Below are 22,188 nucleotides of genomic sequence, written 5' to 3'. Positions count from 1 at the left end.
AGGACAATCTTTGGCTATCTAGGCAAATTCGTAGAGAAAGCTAGATTCCGCTAGTCGTTCTGCGCGCGCAGATACTTGCCGAAGTGCGGCACGGTGAATCCGATCGACCCGCGCTCGGCCGAATAGATCAGGCCCTTCTTGATCAGCCCGTCCCGCGCCGGTGACAGCGACGCGGGCTTGCGGCCGAGCTCGGACGCGATCGCCGACGTGGCGACCGGTCCGTCGTCCCCGGACAGGTCGGCCATCGCCCGCATGTACTCCCGCTCGGCAGGCGTCGCGCGCTCGTATCGCGATCCGAAGAACCCGACCGCGAGTTCCTCCTCCGCGGTCGGCGCGGCGACCCGCACGTCCTCCTCGGTGATCGGGCTGGCCGCGGCCACGTCCCACGTCGCCTTGCCGTAGGCCTGGACGAAATAGGGGTAGCCGTCCGCGGCGGCATACAACGCGTCGAGCGCCTCGTCCGTGAACTTCACGTCCTCCCGCTCGGCGGGCGCGATCAATGCCCGGTCCGCCGACACCCGGTCCAGCCGGTCGATGCGGTGGTAGCTGAACAGCCGCTCCGAGTAACTCTTGGACGCCGACAACACGGCGGGCAAGTGCGGCAGTCCGGCCCCGACCACGATCAGCGGCGCCGCGTCCTGGCTGAGTTCGTGGCACGCCCCGCACACCGCCGAGACGTCCGCGGCGCCGAGGTCCTGCATCTCGTCGATGAACAGTGCGATCCCGACCCCGACGTCGCGGGCCAGGGACGACGCGTCGAGCAGCAGTTCCACCAGGTCGATCTCGATGTCCCCGGAATCGGCGCGCCCCTTCACCGCGGGGGCGTCGATGCCCGGCTGCCACCGCTCCCGCATGCCCTTGTCGGCCGTCGCGCGCAGGGCGAACGACTTCAGGACGCCGAGGAACTCCTCCACCCGGTCGGGGTCGCGATGCGAACCCGCGATCTCCCGCACCGCCATGTGCAACGCCGACGACAGCGGCCTCCGCAGATCCTGATCCGGTCGGGCCTCGATCTTCCCCGTGCCCCACCGCCGCGAGATGGCGGCCGACCGCAGGTGGTTCAGCAGGACCGTCTTCCCGACGCCGCGCAGACCCGTCAGCATCACACTGCGTTCCGGGCGACCGCGCGCGATCCGTTCGAGCACCACGTCGAACGCGTCGAGCTGCCTGGTTCGGCCCGCGAGCTCCGGCGGGCGTTGCCCCGCGCCGGGCGCATAGGGGTTACGGACAGGGTCCATGGCCACGAAGGTAACAACCTCTGTTGGCGAATCTGCGCTCATCTAGCGCGTGTCCTAGATCCCGCTATGAAGTCGTAGCGGGGGTGGCGACTTCCGCACCCTTCGGTGCCTATCGACGATCGCGTGTTCCCCCGAGGCTGGATGCAGCCGCAGGAACAGGGAGAACACCATGATCGAATTGGACGCCAGAGCCGAGTTGGAACGACTCGCGCCGTACGCCGCGACGGGCGACGAAGACGCCGTCGAAGAGGTTCTCCGCATCGCGCACCCCCTCGTGCACCGCTACTGCACGAGCAGGCTCGAGTCGGTGGATCACCCGCACGCCACCGCCGACGACGTCACCCAGGATGTGTGCCTCGCGTTGATGAGCTCCCTACGGACATACGAGAACCAGGGGAAGTCGTTGCTGTCGTTCATCTTCGGCATCGCCGCGCACAAGGTGTCCGACGCGCGGCGCCGCGCCACCCGGTTGTCCGCACCGACCACCGCACGCGGCGCTGCCGCACATCACGTGGTGGACGTCGAGGACGGCCCCGAGCATCACGTCCTGCGCCGCGAACTGCGCGGCGAGATGGGCCAGCTCGTCGAGACCCTTCCGGTCCGGCACCAGCAGATCCTGTTCATGCGCGTCATCGTGGGAATGTCGGCCGAGCAGACCGCACGGGTCCTGGACACCACGCCGGGCGCCGTCCGCGTCGCCCAGCACCGGGCGCTGAGCCACCTGCGGGCGAGGATCGGGCACGGGCCTGCCCGCTGAGAGTTCCCGCCCCGTCGTTGCCAACTGCGAGGGCCGAGTGGTCCGATGGATTCATGAGCGCACCCGACACGGTCCTGGTCGCGATCGGAACGAAGAAGGGCCTGTGGCTGGCCACCAGCCGCGACCGCACCACCTGGGCGTTGTCGGGCCCGCACTTTTTGATGAACGAGATTCCGAGTATCGGGATCGACACGCGGGCCGGCCGCACCCGCATTCTGGTCGGGGTCCGGTCCGAGCACTGGGGTCCCACCGTCGCGCACTCCGACGACCTGGGTGCCACCTGGACCGAACCGGACCACGGGGCCATCCGCTTCGGCGACGGTGACGGCGCCGCGCTCGAGCGGGTGTGGCAGCTCCGGCCCGACACGGACGACCGTCCGGGCGTCGTGTGGGCGGGATGCGAACCCATCTCGGTGTGGCGGTCGGTCGACGGCGGCGAGCATTTCGAGCTCGAACGCGGGCTGTGGGACCATCCGCACCGGCCGGAGTGGGGAGCCGGATACGGCGGCGCCGCAGCGCATTCCGTCGTCCCTCATCCGCAGGACGAGAACACGGTGCATGTCGCGATGAGCACCGGAGGTGTCTACCGCACCACGGACGGGGGCGCGTCCTGGGAGCCGCGCAACACCGGGATCACGGCCTACTTCCTGCCGGACCCGAACCCGGAGTTCGGCCAGTGCGTCCACAAGATCGCCCGCGACGCCTACGTTCCCGACCGGCTGTACGCCCAGAACCATCACGGCGTCTACCGTTCCGACGACAGCGGCGACACGTGGAAATCGATCGCGGACGGACTGCCGACGGACTTCGGCTTCGTGATGCTCACCCATCCCCGCCGCGAGGGAACCATCTGGGTCGTTCCGATCGAGGCGGACGGCAAACGGATCCCACCCGACGGCCGGCTGGCCGTATACCGGAGCGAGGACGCCGGGAACAGCTGGACCCGCCTCGACAGCGGGCTGCCGGAACGCGACTACAACGTGGTGCTCCGCGACGCCGCCGCAGTGGACACCGCCGACCCGGTCGGCGTGTATTTCGGCACGCGCGGCGGCGAGGTCTACGGGAGCGCCGACGAGGGTGCCTCGTTCGGCACGGTCGCGGCGCATCTGCCCGACGTCCTGTGCGTGCGGGCCGCGGTGGTCGCATCATGAGCGAGGGAGTCACCGTGCGGGTTCCGCGGGCGCTGGCGTCGATCGTCGGCGGTGAACGCTCCGTGCACGTTCCCCTCGACGCCGCCTCGACGGTGTCCCACGTGCTCGACGTCCTCGCGGGCGAGTTCCCGATTCTCGGCCGCCGGATTCGCGACGAGACCGGTGCCCTGCGGCGGTACGTCAACGTCTACGTGGACGGCGAGGACGTCCGGCTCCTCGGCGGTGTCGGCACCGAGGTGACGCCCGGGCAGGAACTGCAGATTCTGCAGTCCGTGGCCGGCGGCTGAGCGCGACTACTCCGCCAGCTCCATCGCCACTGCCCGAGTGGGTGCTCCGTCGCCGGCCGCCAGGGCGATCGGCAGGAGGCTGAGGAGCGGGTCGGGGAAGTCGATCCGGTCGAGCCGGCACAAATTCTCGCCGATCACTCCGCCGGCGTCGGCGATCAGATGGTGAACCGGGTATCCGGCGTCGGCGTGGTCCTCGTCCGGCGTCTCGTCGATGCTCGGGGCGTCCAGGCAGAACGTCCGCACTCCCCGGTCGAGCAGCAGTGTGCACGCCTCGGGGTCGAGGAACGGATGCGTGTAGTAGGCATCCGTTCCGTAGTGGCGAGACCACCCGGTATGGAACACGGCGATGTCGCCCGTCCCGACGTCGTCCGCCCGGGGCATGATCAGTTCGCGGGTAATCCGCTGCCGCGCAACGAGCTCGCGCAGGTCGAACACGACGCCGCGGCCGACGAACAGGTCCGGTGCCAGCCGTTCGACGGTCGCGGCCCCCGCCTTCAGATGCGCCGGTGCGTCGACATGAGTCCCGGACTGCGAACCGATCCTGACGTCCAGCACGTTGTAGCCGTCGCGCTCGAGGGTGCAGTGCCGGATCAGCGTCGGCACCGGGTCGCCGGGATACACCTGCATGCCCGGCCCGATGGTGTGTGACAGATCCACGATTTTCCGCACGTGTGGCATCGCTCGATTGTCCGGCCTCGGGGTCACGCGTACCGCGATATGCTCGATGACGAGCGAAGAGGTGGTGGAATGACCGATTTTGACCCGCTCGCCACCCAGCGTGAGTCTGTGTCGAAAACCCTCATATCCGAGCTGTCCGCAGTCGGTCTCGAGGACGCCAGGGAGATCGGGCACGGTGGGTTCGGGGTGGTCTATCGGTGTGCGCAACCGGAACTCGATCGAACCGTGGCGGTCAAGGTCCTCACCGCGGCGCTCGACGCCGAGAACCTCGAGCGGTTCCTGCGGGAGCAGCGCGCCATGGGCCGGCTGAGCGGCCACCCGCACATCGTCAACATCATGCAGGTCGGGACGACCGACACCGGCCGTCCGTACATCGTGATGCAGTACCATCCCCACGATTCGCTGGACGCGCAGATCCGCAGGCGCGGGCCCATCCCCTGGAGCGACGCCCTGCGTGTCGGGGTGAAACTTGCCGGTGCGCTCGAAACCGCGCACCGGGTGGGCATCCTCCACCGGGACGTCAAACCTGGAAACATCCTCCTGACGGAGTACGGCGAACCGCAGCTCACCGATTTCGGGATCGCGCGGATGTCGGGGGCGTTCGAGACGACGGCGGGCACGGTCACCGGCTCCCCCGCGTTCACCGCTCCCGAGGTGCTGTCCGGGCGGACCCCGACCGCCGCCTCCGACGTGTACAGCCTCGGTGCGACCCTGTTCAGCGCGATCACCGGGCACGCCGCCTTCGAACGGCACAACGGCGAGGAGGTGATCGCGCAGTTCCTGCGCATCACCACCCAACCCGTCCCGGACCTGCGGACCGAGGGTTTCCCCGAGGACCTCAGCGCCGTGATCCAGCGGGCGATGTCCGGTAAACCGGAGGATCGTCCCGCGTCCGCCGCCGCGTTCGGGGACGAACTGCGGGAGGTCGAACGCCACCACGGATTGGCCGTGGACGAGATGGCGATGCCCGTCGACGCCGGGGTCCACCACGTCGAGGATTCCGCACACGGGGCCGTCTCGACCATCTCCGGTCCGTTCCGCACGTCCACGACGGGACGGGCGCGATACCCGTCGACGCCGCCGCCCGCGCCGGCCACCCGGTTCCGGCCGCCGGCCGCGACCCGTCAGCTCGTCGACCGGAACCGGCTGATCGATTTGCTGCGGGCCGGACGCCGGCGCCTGCTGACCGTGATCCACGGCCCCACCGGATTCGGCAAGAGCACCCTGGCCGCCCAGTGGCGGAACGTCCTCGCCGACGAGGGAGTGGCCGTCGCGTGGCTCACCGTCGACAACGACGACGACAACGTGGTCTGGTTCGTCGCGCACCTCATCGAGGCGATCCGCCGCGTGCGTCCCAACCTGGCCGAGGAACTCGGCCAGGTCCTCGAGGAGCACGACGACGAGGCCGAACGCTACGTGCTCACCTCACTGGTCAACCAGATCCACGAGAGCGGCGAACGGATCGCCCTGATCATCGACGACTGGCAGCGCGTGTCCGAACCCGCGACGATCGCCGCCCTGGAGTTCCTCCTCGACAACGGGTGCCACCACCTGCAGGTCGTGGTGACGAGCCGAACCAGGGCCGGGTTGCCGATGAGCCGCATGCGCGTCAAGGACGAACTCGTCGAAATCGACTACTCGGAACTGCGTTTCGACGATTCCGAAGCCCGCTCGTTCCTCGTCGACCTCGGTGGCCTGCCCCTCGACAGCGAGGACGTCACCGAGCTCCGCGACTCCACCGACGGGTGGGTCGCGGCTCTCCAACTGGCGTCACTGTCGCTGCGCGGGCGAGCGGATCCCTCCGAGCTGATCGCCGGACTGTCCGGCCGTCACCACGCGATCGGCGAATTTCTCGCCGAGAACGTCCTCGACACCCTCGAACCCGAGATGCTCGACTTCCTGCTGGCCACCTCGATCACCGAGCGCACGTGCGGCAGCCTCGCCGGCGCCCTCGCGCACACCGCGCGTGGGCAGGCGATGCTCGAGGCCGCCGAGGACCGGGACCTGTTCCTGCGCCACATCGACGACGAGCGGACGTGGTTCCGCTACCACACCCTGTTCGCGGAGTTCCTGCGCCGCCGGCTCGAACGCGACCAACCCGACCGCGTCCGGGAACTGCACCGCATCGCGTCCCGCTGGTTCTGCGACCACAGCCTGCTCCGCGAGGCCGTCGACCACGCCATCGCCGGCGGCGAAGAGCAACGCGCCGTGGAACTCGTCGAGGCCGACGGACTGATACTGCTCGAGCAGTCCCAGGCGGCGACGTTGTCGGCGGTGGTCGACAAGCTGCCACCGGCTCTCGTCGCCGCGAGTGCCCGGCTGCAGGTCACGACGGCGTGGGCGCATGCGATGGCGAACCGGACCATGGCCGCCGAACGCGCGCTCGAGCGAGCCGAATGGGCACTCGAACACAGCGGCGCGAGCGCGAGCGACACGGCGGATCTGCGGGCGGAGGCGGGCGTCGTCCGTGCGGTCGCCGAACTGCGCAACGACCGCAGCGACCGGATCGACGCACTCGCCGCCGACTGCCTGGCGCGGCCGGAGGCCATGACCCCGTGGGTGGTGTGCGCCGCTTTCAACGTCACGACGTTCGCCGCCGTGTACCGGTTCGACTTCGCGGAGGTGCGCAGGATCCAGGAGGTGGCCCGGCCCTATTACGAGCGGAACACGGGACCGCACAACGTCGTTCACGGTCAGAGCTATCTGGGTGTCGCATCCTACGAGCAGCTCGACATCGACGACGCCGTCGACCGTTTCCGGCGGGCCCGCCGAGCCGGGCGGAAACTGGGCGGGCCGCGAGCGCCGTCCGCCCGGCTCGCGGGGTCGCTGCTCGGTGAGGTGCTCTACGAACGCGGGGACGTCGAAGAAGCCGAACGTCTCCTCGACGACGGTTACACGCTCCCCGTCGAGACCGGTGGGGTGGACTTCAAGGTCGCCCGCTTCGTCACCGGCGCTCACGTCAAGGCGCTGCGGGGTGACCGTGAGGAGGCGACGACACGCCTGCACGCCGGACTCGAGGTAGCCGAGACCTACTCCCTCGCCCGCCTGCGGGCCCGCATCGAGAACGAACGCCGGCGGCTCGGCATCACCCCGCATCCCTCGCTGGGGGCTCCGGACCCGATCCGGCACGAAGACCGGCGGCGCCCGGTGTCGGGCATCGACGAGATCGTCGCGCAGGTCGAGGAGACCACCGCGATTCGGATGCTGCTCGCCACCGGGGCGCGCGAAAACATCGAGCTGGCGTGCACCTGGGCGCAGGAGTGGACCGATCGGCTCGCCGGCACCGGCCGCAACCGCGCCCACCTGCTGGCCGAACGCCTCCGGGTGGCGTGCCTCGCCGCCGCGGGCCGCGACGACGAGGCGAAGCAGGCCCTCGCCTCCATCGCCTCCATCTGCGCGGCACGTGGACTCCACCGCGTGCTTCCCGACGGTGGACCCTTCGTCGTCGCGCTGGTCGCGGATCTGCGGGCCGATCAGCTGGCCGGAGAGTGGCGGCCGGACTGGGCGACGGTGCCCTCCGACTTTCTCGAGGAGCTACAGAACGCGACGGCTCCGTACACGATGTGACCCGCGGTCAGGACGGCGTGGGCGCCCCCTCCAGGATCAGTCCCGCGGTGCGCAGGTCATCCCAGAATTCGGCCGGGATCGGGTGTTCGAGCCAGGCCGCGTTCTGCCGCAGCTGCTCGCAGTTCCGTGCGCCCAGCAAAAGTTCCCGCACCGCGGGATGCGCGGCCGCGAACTGAATCGAAGCGGCCGCCAGCGGAACCCGATGACGCTCGCAGAACGTCTCGATGTCGCGCACCCGGCTCAGCACCTCTTCGGGTGCGGGCTGGTAGTTGAACTTGGCGCCGGGCACCGCACCGGTGGCGAGGATGCCCGAATTGAACACACCGCCGAGGACGATAGCGACGTCGCGCTCCACCGCGAGCGGCAGCAGGTCCTTCACCGGATCCTGCTCGAGTAGTGTGTATCTCCCCGCGAGGAGGATGCAGTCGAGATCGACGCGTTCGAGGGTGTCGACGCAGACGTCGGCCTCGTTGACCCCGACACCGATCGCCCGGACCACGCCCTCCTCCCGCAACCGGATCAGCGCGGGGAACGCACCCTCGAGCGCTTCCGCGAACCGCGCGGGCTGGGCGTCGCCGTGCGTGTACCTGTCGACGTCGTGCACGTAGAGGATGTCGAATCTGTCCTGGCACATGCGCTGCAGGCTGTCCTCCACCTGCCGCAGGACCGCGTCGTACGAGTAGTCGAAGTCGGCCCGGAACGGCGGGGTGTCGACCCAGATTCCGGTGTCGAACGACCCACGGCGCGCGGGCGTCAGCGTGCGCCCCACCTTCGTGGACAGCACGTAGTCGTCGCGGTCCCTCGTCAGCAGTGCATGGCCCACCCGGTGCTCGGACAGCCCGTGCCCGTACATGGGCGCGGTGTCGAACGAACGCACGCCCATGTCCCAGGCCTCGGCGATCTGCCCCTGGGCCTCCTCCTCGGGGATCGGCCGGAAGATGTTGCCGATGGGCGCACCGCCGTAGCCGAGCAGGGTCACGTCGAAGCCGGCGCGCCCGAACGTCCGAGTGTCGTTCACCTTCACGAGTTCTCACCTCCGGTGCCGAGGAACAGGGTGCTCGGGTCGCGCATCACGGCGTCCATCTCGCGGTGGCACACGACCGTGATCGCCGCGACGACGAGCTCCGAATAGAACTGGTCGTGGAACCACTTGTCGCCGCTGTACGCCACGACCAGCCCGCCCTCGCCCACCGCGCTACCACCCCACTTGGTCCAACCCTGCTGGTAGAGGTAGGGATGCAGCTGCTGAACGGCATGCGCCGGCAGACCGGTGGTCCAGCTGATCCGCGCTTTCGACTCGGCAATCGCGTCGTACGGCCCGGCCCAGTCCTTCTTCTCACCCCAGCTGCAGCGGAAGACGACGGGCAACTCCGCGTCGGGAGACGGGGCGATGCCTGGCCGGAGCACGACGAGATGCCCCGGAGATCCGTGGGAGAGGTTCTCGATCGACGGCCGAGCCAGCTCGACAGCCTCCCGAGCCACGTCCTCGGTCAGTCCGGAAAAATTGGTCATCCGGTCATCCTTCCCCACGGATCAGATCGATCGCCTTCTCGGCGATCATCACCGTGGGTGCCTGGGTGTTGGAACTGACGATGCGCGGCATGACGGACGAGTCGACCACCCGCAGACCCTCGATGCCCATCACCTTCAGTTCCGGTGAGACCACGGCGTCGTCGCCGACACCCATCGCGCACGTGCCGACCGGGTGGTACGAGGTACGGCCGTACGCGCGAACGAACTTCACGTAGTCGTCCTTCGTGTTCACCGACAGACCACCGGCCAGATGTTCCGCCTTGATGTGCCGGGCCATCGACGACTGCGCCATGATCTCGCGGCTCTGCCGAAGCCCCTCGATGCTCGACTCCAGGTCGAAGTCGGTGGCGAGGAAGTTCGGGTCGATCAGCGGCGGGGCGGTGGGGTCGTTCGACCTGATCTTCACCGAGCCCCGGCTCTCGGGCCGCAGCGAGTACGAGTTCAGGGTGCAGCCGTAGCCCGGGCGGACCGCGGCGACACCGGCCTCGACGCCCGCTGCGGGCAGGAAGTGGAATTGCAGATCCGGGATCGACTCCCCCGCGTGCCCGAAACTGAACCCACCGGCCTCGACGACCGTCGACGCCAACGGGCCCCGCCGGAAGGCCGCGTACTCGAGTCCGGCCTTGGCCGTGGCCGGACGCACGAGGTTCAGGCGGTCGAGGCTCTGGTACTCGCGGAGTTCGTAGATGACGTCGAGGTCGCAGTGATCGTGCAGGTTCCGGCCTACACCGGGAAGGGCATGGGCCACCTCGACGTTCGCGTCGCGAAGGTCGTCGGGATGCCCGATCCCCGACAGCTGGAGGATCTTGGGCGATCCGAACGCACCCGCCGCGACCAGCACCTCGCGGGACGCGCGGAACGTCTCCACACCGTGCGGGGTGAGCACCTCGATCCCGGTGGCGCGTCCGCCGTCGAGCAGAACCCGCGACACGGCGACGTTCTCCCGCACCGTCAGGTTGGGTCGCTTCCTGGCGGGTGCGAGGTACGCGACGGCGGCGCTGCACCGGCGGGCGTTCTTGGTGGTCGTCTGATAGAGGCCGACACCGTACTGGTGCTCGCCGTTGAAGTCGCCGTTGAACGGCAGCCCGAATTCCTGACCCGCCTGGACGAACGACTTCGACAGCGGATGAGGATTGATGGGATCGGAGACGCCGAGCGGCCCGTCGGTGCCGTGGTACGGCGCCGACAGCCGTTCGTTGTCCTCGGACCGGAGGAAGTACTTCTGGATCTCCTCGAACGACCATCCCGCGCAGCCGTATTTCAGTGCCCACTCGTCGTAGTCCTCGTGCGCGCCGCGGGTGAACACCTGGGCGTTGATCGAACCGCCACCGCCGATGACCTTGCCCTGGGCGAGGGGAATGACCCGGTCGTTGCAGTGTTTCTGGGGGACGCTCGAGAAGCCCCAGTCGTACTTGCTCGCAGTGAGTTTCGCGAACCCTGCGGGCACGTGGATGAACGGATGCCGGTCGTTGCCGCCGGCCTCGAGCAGGAGAACCCGGACCGTCGGATCCTCGGTCAGCCGTCCGGCCAGCACGCAGCCCGCGGTGCCGCCGCCCGCGATGACGTAATCGTAGGTGGCACTCATCGGTTGCCTCCGGTCCAGTTCGGGAACACGCGCTTGCGCGGTCCGGTGCGGATCTGAATGGTCTTGACGTCGGTGAATTCGTCGAAGCCGGCCTGCCCCATCTCGCGGCCGAACCCGCTCTGCTTCATGCCGCCTGCGGGCAGCTGCGGTGCGCCGTCGATGGTGGTGTTCACCCACACGCGGCCGCTGCGCATCTCCTTCGCCACCCGCAGTGCCTTGTCGATGTTCTTGGTCCAGATCGACCCGGCGAGTCCGTATTCGGTGGCGTTGGCGAGCCGGATGGCGTGGTCGACGTCGCTGAACCGGGTGACCGTGAGCACGGGACCGAAGATCTCCTCCTGGAAGGCGGCGGACTCCTCGGCCACGCCGTCGAGGATCGTGGGAGCGACGAAATGCCCGCTCCCCCAGCTCTCTCCGCCCAGCCGATCACCGCCGGTCAGGACGGTCGCGCCGTCCCGCCGCGCCGCGTCGATGTGCCCGAGCACCTTCTCCAGGTGGCCGGCGTCGATCATCGGTCCCAGTTCGCTCGCGTCGTCGAGCGGTCCGCCCACCGTGATGCGGCCGGCGGCCTCGACGAGGCGGGCGAGGAAGGCGTCCGCGATCGAGTCCTGGACCAGGAGCCGGGCACCCGACACGCAGCACTCACCCTGATTGAAGAACACACCGAACAGGACGCCGTCGAGTGCGTCGTCGAGGTCGGCGTCGTCGAACACGACGCTGGCGGCCTTGCCACCCAGTTCCATCGACAGTCGCTTGACGCTGCCCGCCGAGGCCTCGACGATGCGCTTGCCGGTGGCGGTGCTCCCGGTGAACGACAGGATGTCGACCAGGCTGCTCTCCGCGAGCGGAGCCCCGACCTCGGCACCCGCGCCCGTCACCACGTTCACCACGCCGTCGGGAACCCCGGACTCGCTGAGCAACCGGGCCAGCTCGACGGCGGTGCCGGACGTGAACTCGGACGGCTTCACCACGGCCGTGCAGCCCGCGCCGAGCGCGAACGGCAACTTCTGCGCGAGCAGGAGCAGTGGGAAGTTCCACGGGATGATCATGCCGACCACGCCGGCGGGCTCCCGGACCACCAGGGCGGTGCAGTCGTCGCCGAGCGCCGTGTGCGCCTCACCGTGCATCGTCATGGCCAGCGCCGCCGCGTATACGAACAACTCGATGCTCGCCCCGACGTCGCCGCGGGCCAGGGTGATCGGTTTGCCCGACTCCTCGGCGTCGATCCGGGCGAGTCGCTCCTCGTGTTCGCGCATCAGCCCCGCGCAGCGCAGCAGCGCCCGGCCGCGTTCCATCGCGGTCCAGTGCGGCCACTCGCCGTCGTCGAAGGCCTCCCGCGCGACCGCAACGGCCAGGGCCGCGTCGGCGCGGGTGCCCGCGGTGAACGTGGCGACGACGCGGCCGTCGGCCGGGCTGACCCGTTCGATGATGTTCTCCGACGGGGGCACGCTGCGCCCGCCGATGAAGTGTCCGTAGCTACGGATCTGTGTTGCTTCGACTGTCGACATCTTTGGCAGTTCCTCGTCAGTGTTCGTGGATCAGGACACCACGCAGGTTGAGCCCCGCGTGCATGTCCACGTATGCGTCGTTCACCTGGTCCAGGCTGTAGCGCCGGGTGATCAGTTCGTCCAGCTTCAGTCGTCCCGACTTGTAGTAGTCCAGCAGGGCCGGGATGTCCCGGGTGGGGTTGCAGTTGCCGAACAGGACCCCGCGCAGATGCTTGGCGTAGACCACCAGTTCGAGCGGGCTGATCGGGATCCCGGGTTCGTTCTGGCCGATCGACACGACGGCGACGGTTCCCTCCTTGCGGACGGCGCCGAACGCGTCGGCGATCAGCTGTCCGTCCACCACACCGACGGTGACGACAGCGCTGTCGGCTCCCTGCCCGTTGGTGACCGAGCGGACGAACGGCATGGCCTCGTCGATCGACGCGTACGCGTGGGTGGCACCGAGTTCGAGTGCCCGGTCGCGTTTGAACGCGACCGGATCGACCGCGACCACGTGCGCGGCACCGGCGTGGTGGGCACCCTGCACCGTGTTGATCCCCACACCGCCGACCCCGACGACCAGCGTCGTGTCCCGGGGGCGGACACCTGCACCGTTCACGGCGGAGCCCCACCCGGTGGCGACCCCGCACGAGACGAGGCAGGCCACGTCGAACGGGACGTCGTCGTCGATCTTGACGGCCTGGGCCTGCGAGGTGACGAGGTAGTTCGCGAACGTGCCGAGGCGCTGCATGGCGCCGATCGGCCGCCCGGACTGCGTGGCGAACCGCGCCGTTCCGTCGAGCATGAAACCAGCCTCCATACCGGCCCCCGTGTCGCAGATATATTGCATCCCCTGCGCGCACCAGGCGCAAGTTCCGCAGGCCGGGAGGTAGGCGGTGGCGACGTGATCGCCGACGGCGAGCCGGGTGACACCGGGCCCGACCGCGTCGATCACACCGGCACCCTCGTGTCCGCCGACCAGCGGCAGCGTATTGGGGATGTCACCGGTGACGAGGTGATCGTCGGAGTGACACAGTCCGGACGCCATCACCTTGATCCGCACCTCGCCGGGACCGGGCTCCGCGAGGACGAGATCGTCGACCTCCCACTTGCCGCCCACTTCGGAAATCACCGCACCGCGTGCCGTCGTACTCATCGTTCTCCTTCGAATCTCACACTGACACAGAGTCTTACTTGATGATCGAGAGCCGGCTGCGGTCGAGGGTCACGGCGACCGCGACGATGACGACCGCGCCGTACACGATCTGCTGGAAACTGGGGTCGATGCCGGCCACCGATCCGCCGACCCGGAGAACGGTGACCACCAGGGCGCCGACGAGCACCCGCCACGCTCCGCCGATTCCTCCGGTGATGGCGCAGCCGCCGACCAGCACGGCCGCGATGGCAGGCAGGAGCAGCGAATCCGCGAGTTGCGGTGCGGCGCTCTGCTGCTGGGCCGACAGTACGATACCCGCTGCGCCCGCGAAGAATCCGGACAGGGCGAATGCTCCGATCCGGACGATCCGGGTTCGGACGCCGCTCATCATTGCGGCCTTCTCACCCAGTCCGACGAGGTGAAAGACGTTGCCCCGCGGCGAGAACCGCATCGCGCAGAATACGGCGGCCACCGCCGCCACACCTGCCCACACCGCCATGGGGAGACCGAGCACCGTCCACGAACTGAGCCAGAAGATCGCGTCGTAGCCTTCGCTGATGTAGATGGTGGTCGACCCGGACGCCACGAGCGCGACCGCACCCCAGAACCCCAGCGCCCCGAGCGAGACGACGAACGACGGGACCTGCCCGAACACGATCAGCAGACCGGTCAGCGCACCGATCAGAGTGAGCGCCACGAGGGTGACGACGACGGCGAGCGGACCGAGGGAGCCGATCGCCGTTGCCAGGATCACCGTGGCGAGCGACGCGAGCGCCGCCACCGACAGGTCGATGCCGCCGGTGAGGATGACGAACATCTGGCCCAGCCCGAGCAGCAGAATCGGGACCGCCTGCGCCGAGACCACCGCGAGGGCGTTCATCGACAGGAAGTTCGGTTCGGCGAGAGCGACGAGCAGGACGAGCGCGACCAGCACGACCGACGGGCCGGCCAGCCGCAGCCGGTCCCGCGTCGTCCGGGACACCGCCGGCGCCGCACCCTCGGGTGCGCGCATCTCGGTGGACGTCCTCTCGGTGGAAGTTCTTGTTGCCACGGCGATCACATCATCTTCTCGAGGAGTTGGAGTTTGCTGGGCGGGTTTCCGGGGAGCGAGTCGAACGCGCCGGTGATCTCGCCGTCCCGCATCACGATCACGCGATGGCCGAGGCCGATCGCCTCGTCCAGGGTGTCGGCGAGCACCAGAATCGCCACCCCCCTGTCGGAGAGGTCGCGGAACAGGGCGTAGAGGTCTTCCTTCGCACCGATGTCGAGGCCGCGGGTGGGGTGGTCGAGGACCAGTACCTTCAGGCCGTCGCCCAGGATCCACTTGGCCACCACGGCCTTCTGCTGGTTGCCGCCCGACAGTCGCGCGATGTCGGCGTCGGGGTCGGCGGGCCGGATGCCGAGTTTCTCGATCCAGCCGCGCGCGGTCTCCTCCACCCGGGCGCCCGAGGAGATCCGGCCACCGCCTGCCTTCACCGGATGCACCGTCGCGATGTTCTGCGCGACGGTCGCTCCCGCGATCATGCCTTCGACGCGACGCTCGGCGGGAACGTAGGCGACACCGGACCGCACGGCGTCCGCCGGTGATCCGGGGGCCGACCGCTGTCCGTCGATCTCGACGGTTCCGGAGTCGACGGGGACGGCGCCGAAGACGGCGCGGGCCACCTCCTCGCGCCCGGAGTCGACCACGCCGACCACCGAGACGATCTCGCCGGCGTGGACGTCCAGCGACACGTCCTTCGCCTTGCCGCCGCAGGTGAGGTTGCGGACCGACAGAGTCGGCGTGCCCGTCCGGGAGACGGCCTGCTTGCGCTCCGACGAGTAGATCTCCTCGGCCGCACCCTTGCCGATCATCAGCTGATACAACTCGGATTCTGTTGCCGCCGAGGCGATCCGCTCACCGACCACCTTGCCGTCGCGCAGCACGTACACGCGATCGGAGAAGCGGAGAACCTCGTCGAGACGGTGGGAGACGAAGATGACGGAACCGCGTTCCTTGAGGGCGGTGACCCGGCGATGGAGCACCTCGACGTCCTCGGGTTCGAGCACCGACGTCGGTTCGTCGAGGATGAGCAACGGCGGGTGTTCCACCTGCCTGCCGCCGACGGCGCGCGCCACCTCCACCATCTGGCGCTGGGCGAAGCCGAGCGTCTCGGTGAGCGCGCCCGGATCGACCGTCGACTCCACCACCGACAACATCTCCTGGGCGCGGGCCCTGATCCTGCGTCGGCGGAGGAACCCGGCTCGGGCGGTGTCGCCCTCGTGTCCGAGGATCAGGTTCTGACCGACGGTGAGGTTCGGAAGCAGCGACTGCTCCTGGTGCACCACCCCGATCCCGTGGTCGGCGGCGTCGGCCGGGCTTCCGAAGCTCACGTCGCGCCCGCCGAGCACCATCCGGCCGCCGTCCTGGCGGTGGACTCCCGCGAGGATCTTGAGCAGCGTCGACTTGCCGGCGCCGTTCTCGCCGATCAGCCCCACGACCTCGTTCGGTGCGATGGACAGGCTCACGTCGTCGAGGACGGTGTTGGGTCCGAATTTCTTCGTGACATTGCGGAGTTCCAGGAGAGATGTCATTTCACGACCCTCAATCGACTGCGGGCGGGCCACCCGGTGGCGATCACCGCGACCACGATGATGAGACCCTGCGCGCCCTGCTGGATGTACGGGCTGGCGCCCGACAGGAGAAGTCCGTTGCCGAGGACCACGAGGAGCAGCACACCCACGAGGGAATGCAGGGGTCCGCCGCGACCGCCGCTCAGCAGGGTGCCTCCGACGACCACCGCGGACAGGGTGAGGAAGAGGCTTCCCGATCCGACGCTCACGTCGCCGACGCCGAGCCGGATGGTGGCCAGCACTCCGCCGAGCCCGGACAGCAGTCCGGCCACGGCGAACAGGATGATCTTGGTGCGCCCGACCGGGACGCCCGCCAGGCGGCTGGTCGCCTCGTCGCCGCCGATCGCGTAGGTGTGCATGCCGAGCCGGGTTCCCTTGCACAGCAGCACTGTCATCGCCACGGCGGCGAGCGCGAACACCACGACGACGGGAAGCCCCAACCAGTGGCCGCCGGCCCAGGCCGCGAGCGACGGGTCGGCGAGCTGAGGGGTGGCGGTGCCGAAGAGCACGGTGGCGACACCGAGACCGACGAACCACGTACCCAGTGTGACGAGGAAGGACGGCACCCGGACGAGGACGTGCAGCACGCCGTTGACCACTCCGAAGAGCAGACCGACCCCCAGCGCCAGCAGGACCGCGAGGAGTCCCAGGTCGTTGCCGTTGACGCTGTTCGCCGCGAGCAGGACGAACGTCAGCCCGCTGGCCGCCATCACGCCCTCGATCGACAGGTCCACGCCGCCCACCAGGACCACCAGCGTGGCTCCCATCGCGAGGACCACGGGAATCGCGGCCTGCTCCACGATCGCCATCGCGTTGCTCGCCGTCGCGAAGCCGGGAGCCAGCGCGGCGAAGACGACGCACAGTCCCAGCAGGGCGGCGAACGGGCCGGCGGTCGAGAGCAGCCGGCGAACGCGTGGTCGTGTGCTGCGCACGGGCGCAACAGGTTCTGCGGGGGTCGTCACCTCCCCGGTCACTTCAGTCGTCGACATCGTCACTCCTTCGGAAGATTGTGTGGTTCGTGAATCGAGGGCAGGGGCTACCGGGCTACCGGGCCGGTGATGCGGGAGAACGGATCCTGCACGGACCGCACGATCTCCTCGTCACTCGGCACGGCGAGGAACTGGTCGACGTTGGCCGCGGTGATCAGCGACTGGTCGACGAAGAACTCGCGGTTTTCCCGGGGCAGCGACTCGACGTCGAGTGCGCCGGTCATGGCCTGGTAGCAGATGGCGAGTCCCATCGCGCCGTTGAAGTAGGGGTCGGTCGTGTAGGTGGAGAGCAATTCCCCGTTCACGATGGCGCCCAGGCCTTCCGGGGTGGCATCCGCGGCGCTGGCGATCTTGATCTCCCCCGCGCGGCCCGCCTCACGCACCGCCTGCAGAGCGCCCAGTGCCATGGAATCCGTTGCGGCCCAGATACCGTTCACCTGGTCGCCGTACTTGTTGAGCAGGGTCTGTGTGGTGGTGTAGGCCTTGTTGCGGTCGAAGTCGGCGGGCTGGTCGTCGAGCAGGGTGACGCCGGACTGTCCGTCCATCGCCTGCTGGAAGCCCTGGAACCGGGTCTGGCTGATCTCGTTGGCGAGCAAACCCTGCAGCGCGATCACGCCGCCAGTGCCGCCGAGCGAATCGACGAGGGCCTTGCCCGTGTCGGCTCCCTGCTGGACGCCGTCGTAGGCGACGTAGGACGCCCATCCGCTACCGATGTCCCAGGGGTGGAGGTCGGCCGGCTTGCTCCACTGGGTGACCGCGCACCCGCCGCTGTTCTGCACGGCGCGCACGATCGCGGGGGTGTCGGCGCTCGTGTTCGGGTTGATGTTGAGCAGCACGGTCTTGCCTGCGGCGAGCACCGACTGCAACTGCGACAGCGCGTTCTGCGAGTCGCCGCCGTAGACGATCACCTTCAATTCGATCCCCAGCGATTCGGCGTACGCACGGCTGCCCTGCACCCACGCGGCCTCGTACGGGTTGGTCAGCGACCGGACCTCGGAGACCATCACCATGTCGCCCCGGTCGACGGCTGCCCCGTCCCGCTCGATCTGTTCCGATCCCGTCGAGCAGGCGATGGCGGAGCTCGCCATGACGGAGACTGCCGCGGCAACGCCGACGGCCCGGGCTGCCGCCCTGATTGATCGTTGCGTCCGTGTCATCGTTCGTCCACTTTCTGAGAAAGAATGTAAACGCTTTCTTACCGTGATCGGAGTCACAAGTCAAGCGCTGCATGGTGTGGTCAATAGTCATCCGGATCGACCGGACGGGTGAGAAATCGGTTACAAACTGCTGGTGATCCGGGCGGCGGCGGCCGCGCCTGCCACGCGGCACCACATCGTCGGTGCGGCGAGTGCCGCTTCGGAGCTCCCCGCCAGGTCGGACAGTGAGATCACGATGCCGGGTGGCGACGCCGCGAGGCGGCCCGCAACGACCACCGATCGGGTCGCGGTGTCCGCGCACCGCTCCAGCACCGAACCGACGAGCTTGCCGGACAGCGACGTCGCGTCGAATTGGCCTTCACCGGTGACCACGACGTCGGCGCGATCGAACTCGGCGCTCAGCCCGGTGAGTTCCGCGATGCGGGCGGCCCCCGGCACCAGCCGGCCACCCCAGGCCGACAGTCCGAAACCCGTACCTCCCGCCGCTCCCGCGCCGGGTTCGTCGGGACTGCACGGCAGTCGGTTGCCGAGGCAGGCGGCGAACGTCGCGAGCGCGCGATCCAGGCGGCCGCGCTCCGCGGGGTCGGCGCCCTTCTGCGGCCCGAAGACGTGCGCCGCCCCCTGTGGGCCGCACAGGACGGCCGTCGTGTCGGTCAGCAGTTCGACGCCACCGGGTGGAGGCTCGATCAGCGAGCCCACGTCGATCGAGGCGAGAGCGGCCAGGCCGGCGCCCCCGTCTGGGATCTCCCGGCCGTCGCGGTCCAGGAGCTTCGCGCCGAGCGCCCGCAAGGCGCCCGCACCGCCGTCGGTGGACGCCGAACCGCCGAGCCCGATCAGCAGTGCCTTCGCACCGTCCGCGAGCGCTGCGGCGATCACCTGTCCCAAACCGGTCGTCGACGCTCCCCCCGGATCCGGCGAATCCATCAGGGGCAGCCCACTCATCTGGGCGAGCTCGATCACCGCCGTGCCGTCCCGAAGCAGCAGCCAGCGTCCCGTCGTCGGACGTCCGTCGGGGCCTCGAACCCCCTGCAGCTCACGCCACACGCCGCTGTCGTGGCAGGACGCGACCGCGTCCACCGTGCCTTCGCCGCCGTCCGCCTGCGGGAGCAGGACCAGCTCGTCGGCCGGTCGGACCGTTGACCAGCCGGCCGCCAGGGCGACCGCCACCTCCGTAGCGGTCAGTGAGCCCTTGAACGAATCCGGGGCGACCGCCACCCGCATCGGGCCGGCGTCAGGCGACGTCATCGGGGTGGGGTCCCGTGCGCTGATCCCTATTCAGAGCCGAGATCGCGTCCATCTCCGCGGCGGACAGCCGGAAGCCGAACACGTTCGCGTTCTGCCGCATCCTGTGAGCCGCAGAAGACTTGGGCAGTGGAATCGTCCCGATCTGCAAATGCCAGCGGAGCACGATCTGCGCGACCGACACACGGTGCCGGGCGGCGAGCGCGGCCAGGAGTGGGTGGTCGTTCAGGTGCCCTCTCGCCAGCGGCGCCCACGCCTGGGTGCGGATGCTCATCGACCGGTGCAGATCCGTCAGTGCGGACTGTGTCAGCAGCGGGTGCAGTTCGATCTGATTGACCGCCGGGGTGATCGTCGCGATCTCGACGAGCCGCTCGAGCTGTTCGGGCTGGAAGTTCGACACGCCGATCGCCCGCACCCGTCCGTCGTAGTACAGCTTTTCGAGTGCGCGCCACGTCTCCAGGTACTGTCCGCGACTCGGTGCCGGCCAGTGGATGAGGCACAGGTCGATGCGGCCGAGTTTCGCCGCACTCGCCTCGAAGGCGTCCAGTGTCTGCTGGTAGCCCTGGTCCTCGTTGGAGATCTTGGTAGTCACGAAGATCTCGTCCCGATCGACGTCCGCCCGGGCCAGCGCCGCACCGAGAGACGCCTCGTTGCCATACATCGGGGCCGTGTCGAACGCGCGATAGCCCGCGGACAGCGCGTGGGACACCGTGGAACCCATGTCCTCGTCGGGGATCGTGAACAGGCCGAATCCGAGCGCGGGCATCGTGACGTCGTTGTTCAACGTGACCGAGGGAACGGTCGCCAGGCTCGTCATGTGATCGAGTACCCGCCGTCGACGGGCAGGACCACCCCGGTGACGTACCGCGCGGCATCGGAGACCAGGAACAGCACGACGTCGGCGACGTCGTCGCCGTCGGCGAACCGTTGCAACGGGATCCGGCTCAGCTTCTGGGCGCGGAAGTCTTCCTGTCCCAGCACGTCCGCTGTCATCGGGGTTTCGATGTAGCCCGGCGAGACGGTGTTGACGCGCACGCCGTGGGGGCCGAGTTCCACGGCCAGACCCTTGCCGAGCTGAGTCAGTGCGGCCTTCGTCGCACCGTAGGGAACGATGCCGGGGACAGCGCGATCCGCGGACAGCGACGCAATGTTCACGATGCTGCCGCGGGCGTCGACGAGCGACTTGGCCGCCTGCCGCGTCAGCCGGTAGGCCGCCGACAGGTTGACGTCGAGGAGGCGTTCCCACCCGTCCTCGTCCACGTCGATCGCCGTGGTCCGCAACTGGATCCCGGCCGCGTTGATCAGGATGTCGAGGCGACCGGACAGTTGCTGGGCGAGGTCGACGGCGCGTGCGCCGAACTCGGGGTCGGTGAGGTCGCCGCAGAGGCCGTGTCCGCCGAACTCCGCCGCGACGTCGGTGACCTTCGGGTCGGCGTCCGCCGCGACGACCAGCGCTCCGCTACGGGCGAGGGCGCGGGCGATCGCCGAACCGATCCCGCCGGCGGCACCGGTCACGATGGCGGTCTTCCCGGACAGATCGACCGAGTTGGTGGGGTGTGCAACGCCGCTCATGCTGCGGCTCCCTTCAGTACTGCCCGGCTGATGATGAGCCGCTGCATTTCGCTGGTGCCTTCGTAGATCTTCGTGATGCGGGCGTCGCGGTAGAGGCGCTCGACCTCGTATCCGCGGATGAAGCCGTTGCCGCCGAACACCTGCACTGCGGCGTCGGCGTGGCGCACGCATCCCTCGGACGCGTAGAGCTTCGCCATCGAGCACAGCGTCTCGGCGTCCGCCGCGCCCGTGTCGAGCGCCCGTGCCGCCTCGACCGACAGCGCTGTGCCTGCCCGCAGTTCGGTGGCGACGGTGGCGAGGGAGAAGGAGATGCCCTGGTTGGCGGAGATCGGCTTGCCGAACTGGCTGCGGTCGAGGGATTGCCGGGTGGCGGCGTCCAGGGCGGCGCGGCTGATGCCGAGGCTCAGGCCCGAGATGCCGAGACGGCCCTTGGCCAGCACCTTCATCATGTACCCGAACGCCTTGCCTTCCTCGCCGAGGAGGGCGTCGGCGGACAGCTGGACGGAGTCGAACACCAGCCCGCCGACCTGCGAGGCCCGCTGACCCATCTTGTGTTCGTGGTAGGCCCGGCTGACGCCGGGCTGGTCGACGTCCACCAGGAAGACGGAGATGCCGCCGCGCTTCCCCAGTTCGGGGTCGGTGACGGCGAGGACGACCGCGAAGTCCGCGACGGGGGCGTTGTGGATGTAGATCTTCTCGCCGGTGAGCACCCAGCCGTCACCGTTCCGCACCGCCCGTGTGGTGATCGACCCGAGGTCGGAGCCGGATCCCGGCTCGGTGAGCGCGTAGGCGCAGCGCTTCTCGGCGGAGAGCATCGGGCGCAGGTACTGCTCCTGCTGCTCGGGTGTGCCGTAGTTGCCGAGCAGGCTGCCGAGGATCTCGACGAGGCCGCACTGGTCGGCCACCGACGCGTACCCGTAGGACAGCGACTCCATGACGAACAGGTAGTCGAGGGCGGTGCCGCCGAATCCACCGAACTTCTCGGGCACGGTGATGCCGAAGAGCCCGATCTTGCCCATCTCCCGGTAGATCTCTTCGGGGAATCGTTCGGTCTCATCCAGTTCGGTGGCGACGGGACGGATCCGTTCGTCGACGAATTCGGCGACGAGCGTGCGTTCGTCGGCGCCGAGCACCGACGAGGGAATGACGCTGTGAGCGGTGGACATGTGGTTCTCC

At 69.0% G+C, this 22,188-nt stretch carries 19 protein-coding genes; 4 read left to right on the top strand and 15 right to left on the bottom strand.

Annotation, left to right across the window (positions count from 1 at the left end):
• Positions 1–50: 50 nt before the first annotated feature.
• On the bottom strand, positions 51–1,238 hold the full coding sequence (locus tag JVH1_RS25280) for an AAA family ATPase (RefSeq protein ID WP_029539211.1): 1,188 nt from the start codon (positions 1,236–1,238) through the stop codon (positions 51–53).
• Between the two features lie 169 nt (positions 1,239–1,407).
• On the opposite strand from JVH1_RS25280, the gene shbA reads away from it, so the two are divergent.
• From shbA to JVH1_RS25265, 3 genes are read left to right on the top strand one after another with little or no spacing between them, the layout of a single operon-like run.
• Positions 1,408–1,995: an RNA polymerase sigma factor ShbA gene (shbA, locus tag JVH1_RS25275; protein ID WP_009475065.1), complete on the top strand. Its 588-nt coding sequence runs from the start codon at positions 1,408–1,410 to the stop codon at positions 1,993–1,995.
• A 53-nt stretch (positions 1,996–2,048) separates the two neighbouring features.
• Complete coding sequence (locus tag JVH1_RS25270) at positions 2,049–3,146, top strand: glycosyl hydrolase (protein ID WP_009475066.1); 1,098 nt, start codon at positions 2,049–2,051, stop codon at positions 3,144–3,146.
• Positions 3,143–3,433, top strand: coding sequence for a MoaD/ThiS family protein (locus tag JVH1_RS25265; protein WP_009475067.1), 291 nt, complete (start codon positions 3,143–3,145; stop codon positions 3,431–3,433). The genes JVH1_RS25270 and JVH1_RS25265 overlap by 4 nt, the downstream gene beginning before the upstream one ends.
• Before the next feature lie 6 nt (positions 3,434–3,439).
• Here JVH1_RS25265 and JVH1_RS25260 read toward each other — a convergent pair whose 3' ends face one another.
• On the bottom strand, positions 3,440–4,111 hold the full coding sequence (locus tag JVH1_RS25260) for a cyclase family protein (protein ID WP_043779014.1): 672 nt from the start codon (positions 4,109–4,111) through the stop codon (positions 3,440–3,442).
• Between the two features lie 69 nt (positions 4,112–4,180).
• Here JVH1_RS25260 and JVH1_RS25255 point away from each other — a divergent pair, with 69 nt between their 5' ends.
• Complete coding sequence (locus JVH1_RS25255) at positions 4,181–7,678, top strand: serine/threonine-protein kinase (RefSeq protein WP_009475069.1); 3,498 nt, start codon at positions 4,181–4,183, stop codon at positions 7,676–7,678.
• A gap of 7 nt (positions 7,679–7,685) precedes the next feature.
• Here JVH1_RS25255 and JVH1_RS25250 read toward each other — a convergent pair whose 3' ends face one another.
• The 13 genes from JVH1_RS25250 to JVH1_RS25190 all read right to left on the bottom strand — a co-directional run bounded on the left by JVH1_RS25250 (position 7,686) and on the right by JVH1_RS25190 (position 22,178).
• Positions 7,686–8,702, bottom strand: coding sequence for an aldo/keto reductase (locus JVH1_RS25250; RefSeq protein WP_009475070.1), 1,017 nt, complete (start codon positions 8,700–8,702; stop codon positions 7,686–7,688).
• On the bottom strand, positions 8,699–9,190 hold the full coding sequence (locus JVH1_RS25245; RefSeq protein ID WP_009475071.1) for a hypothetical protein: 492 nt from the start codon (positions 9,188–9,190) through the stop codon (positions 8,699–8,701). Before JVH1_RS25245 ends, JVH1_RS25250 begins: the two co-directional genes overlap by 4 nt.
• Before the next feature lie 4 nt (positions 9,191–9,194).
• The gene (locus tag JVH1_RS25240; RefSeq protein ID WP_009475072.1) at positions 9,195–10,796 is read right to left on the bottom strand and encodes a GMC family oxidoreductase; all 1,602 of its coding nucleotides are present in this window, start codon (positions 10,794–10,796) and stop codon (positions 9,195–9,197) included.
• Positions 10,793–12,304 carry an aldehyde dehydrogenase family protein gene (locus JVH1_RS25235; protein ID WP_009475073.1) on the bottom strand — a complete coding sequence of 504 codons (1,512 nt, stop codon included), beginning with the start codon at positions 12,302–12,304 and terminating at the stop codon, positions 10,793–10,795. The genes JVH1_RS25240 and JVH1_RS25235 overlap by 4 nt, the downstream gene beginning before the upstream one ends.
• A 16-nt stretch (positions 12,305–12,320) precedes the next feature.
• Positions 12,321–13,439 (bottom strand): Zn-dependent alcohol dehydrogenase, encoded by a 1,119-nt coding sequence (locus JVH1_RS25230; RefSeq protein WP_009475074.1) that lies wholly within the window; start codon positions 13,437–13,439, stop codon positions 12,321–12,323.
• Positions 13,440–13,473: 34 nt separating this feature from the next.
• A complete protein-coding gene (locus tag JVH1_RS25225; protein WP_043779017.1) occupies positions 13,474–14,451 on the bottom strand; it encodes an ABC transporter permease in 978 nt (325 codons plus the stop codon).
• Positions 14,452–14,495: 44 nt separating this feature from the next.
• Complete coding sequence (locus tag JVH1_RS25220; protein WP_009475076.1) at positions 14,496–16,013, bottom strand: sugar ABC transporter ATP-binding protein; 1,518 nt, start codon at positions 16,011–16,013, stop codon at positions 14,496–14,498.
• Positions 16,010–17,041: an ABC transporter permease gene (locus JVH1_RS25215; RefSeq protein WP_009475077.1), complete on the bottom strand. Its 1,032-nt coding sequence runs from the start codon at positions 17,039–17,041 to the stop codon at positions 16,010–16,012. Before JVH1_RS25215 ends, JVH1_RS25220 begins: the two co-directional genes overlap by 4 nt.
• Positions 17,042–17,088: 47 nt before the next feature.
• Positions 17,089–18,198 (bottom strand): sugar ABC transporter substrate-binding protein, encoded by a 1,110-nt coding sequence (locus tag JVH1_RS25210; protein ID WP_237735130.1) that lies wholly within the window; start codon positions 18,196–18,198, stop codon positions 17,089–17,091.
• 120 nt (positions 18,199–18,318) lie between these two features.
• On the bottom strand, positions 18,319–19,443 hold the full coding sequence (locus tag JVH1_RS25205) for a glycerate kinase (protein WP_043779020.1): 1,125 nt from the start codon (positions 19,441–19,443) through the stop codon (positions 18,319–18,321).
• Positions 19,430–20,257 carry an aldo/keto reductase gene (locus JVH1_RS25200; RefSeq protein ID WP_009475080.1) on the bottom strand — a complete coding sequence of 276 codons (828 nt, stop codon included), beginning with the start codon at positions 20,255–20,257 and terminating at the stop codon, positions 19,430–19,432. The genes JVH1_RS25205 and JVH1_RS25200 overlap by 14 nt, the downstream gene beginning before the upstream one ends.
• On the bottom strand, positions 20,254–21,012 hold the full coding sequence (locus tag JVH1_RS25195) for an SDR family NAD(P)-dependent oxidoreductase (RefSeq protein ID WP_009475081.1): 759 nt from the start codon (positions 21,010–21,012) through the stop codon (positions 20,254–20,256). The genes JVH1_RS25200 and JVH1_RS25195 overlap by 4 nt, the downstream gene beginning before the upstream one ends.
• Positions 21,009–22,178: an acyl-CoA dehydrogenase family protein gene (locus tag JVH1_RS25190; RefSeq protein ID WP_009475082.1), complete on the bottom strand. Its 1,170-nt coding sequence runs from the start codon at positions 22,176–22,178 to the stop codon at positions 21,009–21,011. The genes JVH1_RS25195 and JVH1_RS25190 overlap by 4 nt, the downstream gene beginning before the upstream one ends.
• Positions 22,179–22,188 lie beyond the last annotated feature (10 nt).

The organism is Rhodococcus sp. JVH1 (assembly GCF_000280725.2).
GTDB lineage: Bacteria > Actinomycetota > Actinomycetes > Mycobacteriales > Mycobacteriaceae > Rhodococcus_F > Rhodococcus_F jostii_A.
Note: the sequence above shows the minus strand (reverse complement) of the source record. Positions and strands in the feature narration are given on the sequence as shown.

Bases quoted from the DNA above. Each gene is read 5' to 3' on its own strand.
- JVH1_RS25225 (WP_043779017.1), bottom strand. From the start codon at position 14,451: ATGCGCGCACCCGAGGGTGCGGCGCCGGCGGTGTCCCGGACGACGCGG.
- JVH1_RS25280 (WP_029539211.1), bottom strand. From the start codon at position 1,238: ATGGACCCTGTCCGTAACCCCTATGCGCCCGGCGCGGGGCAACGCCCG.
- JVH1_RS25240 (WP_009475072.1), bottom strand. From the start codon at position 10,796: ATGAGTGCCACCTACGATTACGTCATCGCGGGCGGCGGCACCGCGGGC.
- JVH1_RS25270 (WP_009475066.1), top strand. From the start codon at position 2,049: ATGAGCGCACCCGACACGGTCCTGGTCGCGATCGGAACGAAGAAGGGC.
- JVH1_RS25210 (WP_237735130.1), bottom strand. From the start codon at position 18,198: ATGACACGGACGCAACGATCAATCAGGGCGGCAGCCCGGGCCGTCGGC.
- JVH1_RS25200 (WP_009475080.1), bottom strand. From the start codon at position 20,257: ATGACGAGCCTGGCGACCGTTCCCTCGGTCACGTTGAACAACGACGTC.
- JVH1_RS25265 (WP_009475067.1), top strand. From the start codon at position 3,143: ATGAGCGAGGGAGTCACCGTGCGGGTTCCGCGGGCGCTGGCGTCGATC.
- JVH1_RS25220 (WP_009475076.1), bottom strand. From the start codon at position 16,013: ATGACATCTCTCCTGGAACTCCGCAATGTCACGAAGAAATTCGGACCC.
- JVH1_RS25205 (WP_043779020.1), bottom strand. From the start codon at position 19,443: ATGACGTCGCCTGACGCCGGCCCGATGCGGGTGGCGGTCGCCCCGGAT.
- JVH1_RS25195 (WP_009475081.1), bottom strand. From the start codon at position 21,012: ATGAGCGGCGTTGCACACCCCACCAACTCGGTCGATCTGTCCGGGAAG.
- shbA (WP_009475065.1), top strand. From the start codon at position 1,408: ATGATCGAATTGGACGCCAGAGCCGAGTTGGAACGACTCGCGCCGTAC.
- JVH1_RS25190 (WP_009475082.1), bottom strand. From the start codon at position 22,178: ATGTCCACCGCTCACAGCGTCATTCCCTCGTCGGTGCTCGGCGCCGAC.
- JVH1_RS25230 (WP_009475074.1), bottom strand. From the start codon at position 13,439: ATGAGTACGACGGCACGCGGTGCGGTGATTTCCGAAGTGGGCGGCAAG.
- JVH1_RS25215 (WP_009475077.1), bottom strand. From the start codon at position 17,041: ATGTCGACGACTGAAGTGACCGGGGAGGTGACGACCCCCGCAGAACCT.
- JVH1_RS25260 (WP_043779014.1), bottom strand. From the start codon at position 4,111: ATGCCACACGTGCGGAAAATCGTGGATCTGTCACACACCATCGGGCCG.
- JVH1_RS25245 (WP_009475071.1), bottom strand. From the start codon at position 9,190: ATGACCAATTTTTCCGGACTGACCGAGGACGTGGCTCGGGAGGCTGTC.
- JVH1_RS25235 (WP_009475073.1), bottom strand. From the start codon at position 12,304: ATGTCGACAGTCGAAGCAACACAGATCCGTAGCTACGGACACTTCATC.
- JVH1_RS25255 (WP_009475069.1), top strand. From the start codon at position 4,181: ATGACCGATTTTGACCCGCTCGCCACCCAGCGTGAGTCTGTGTCGAAA.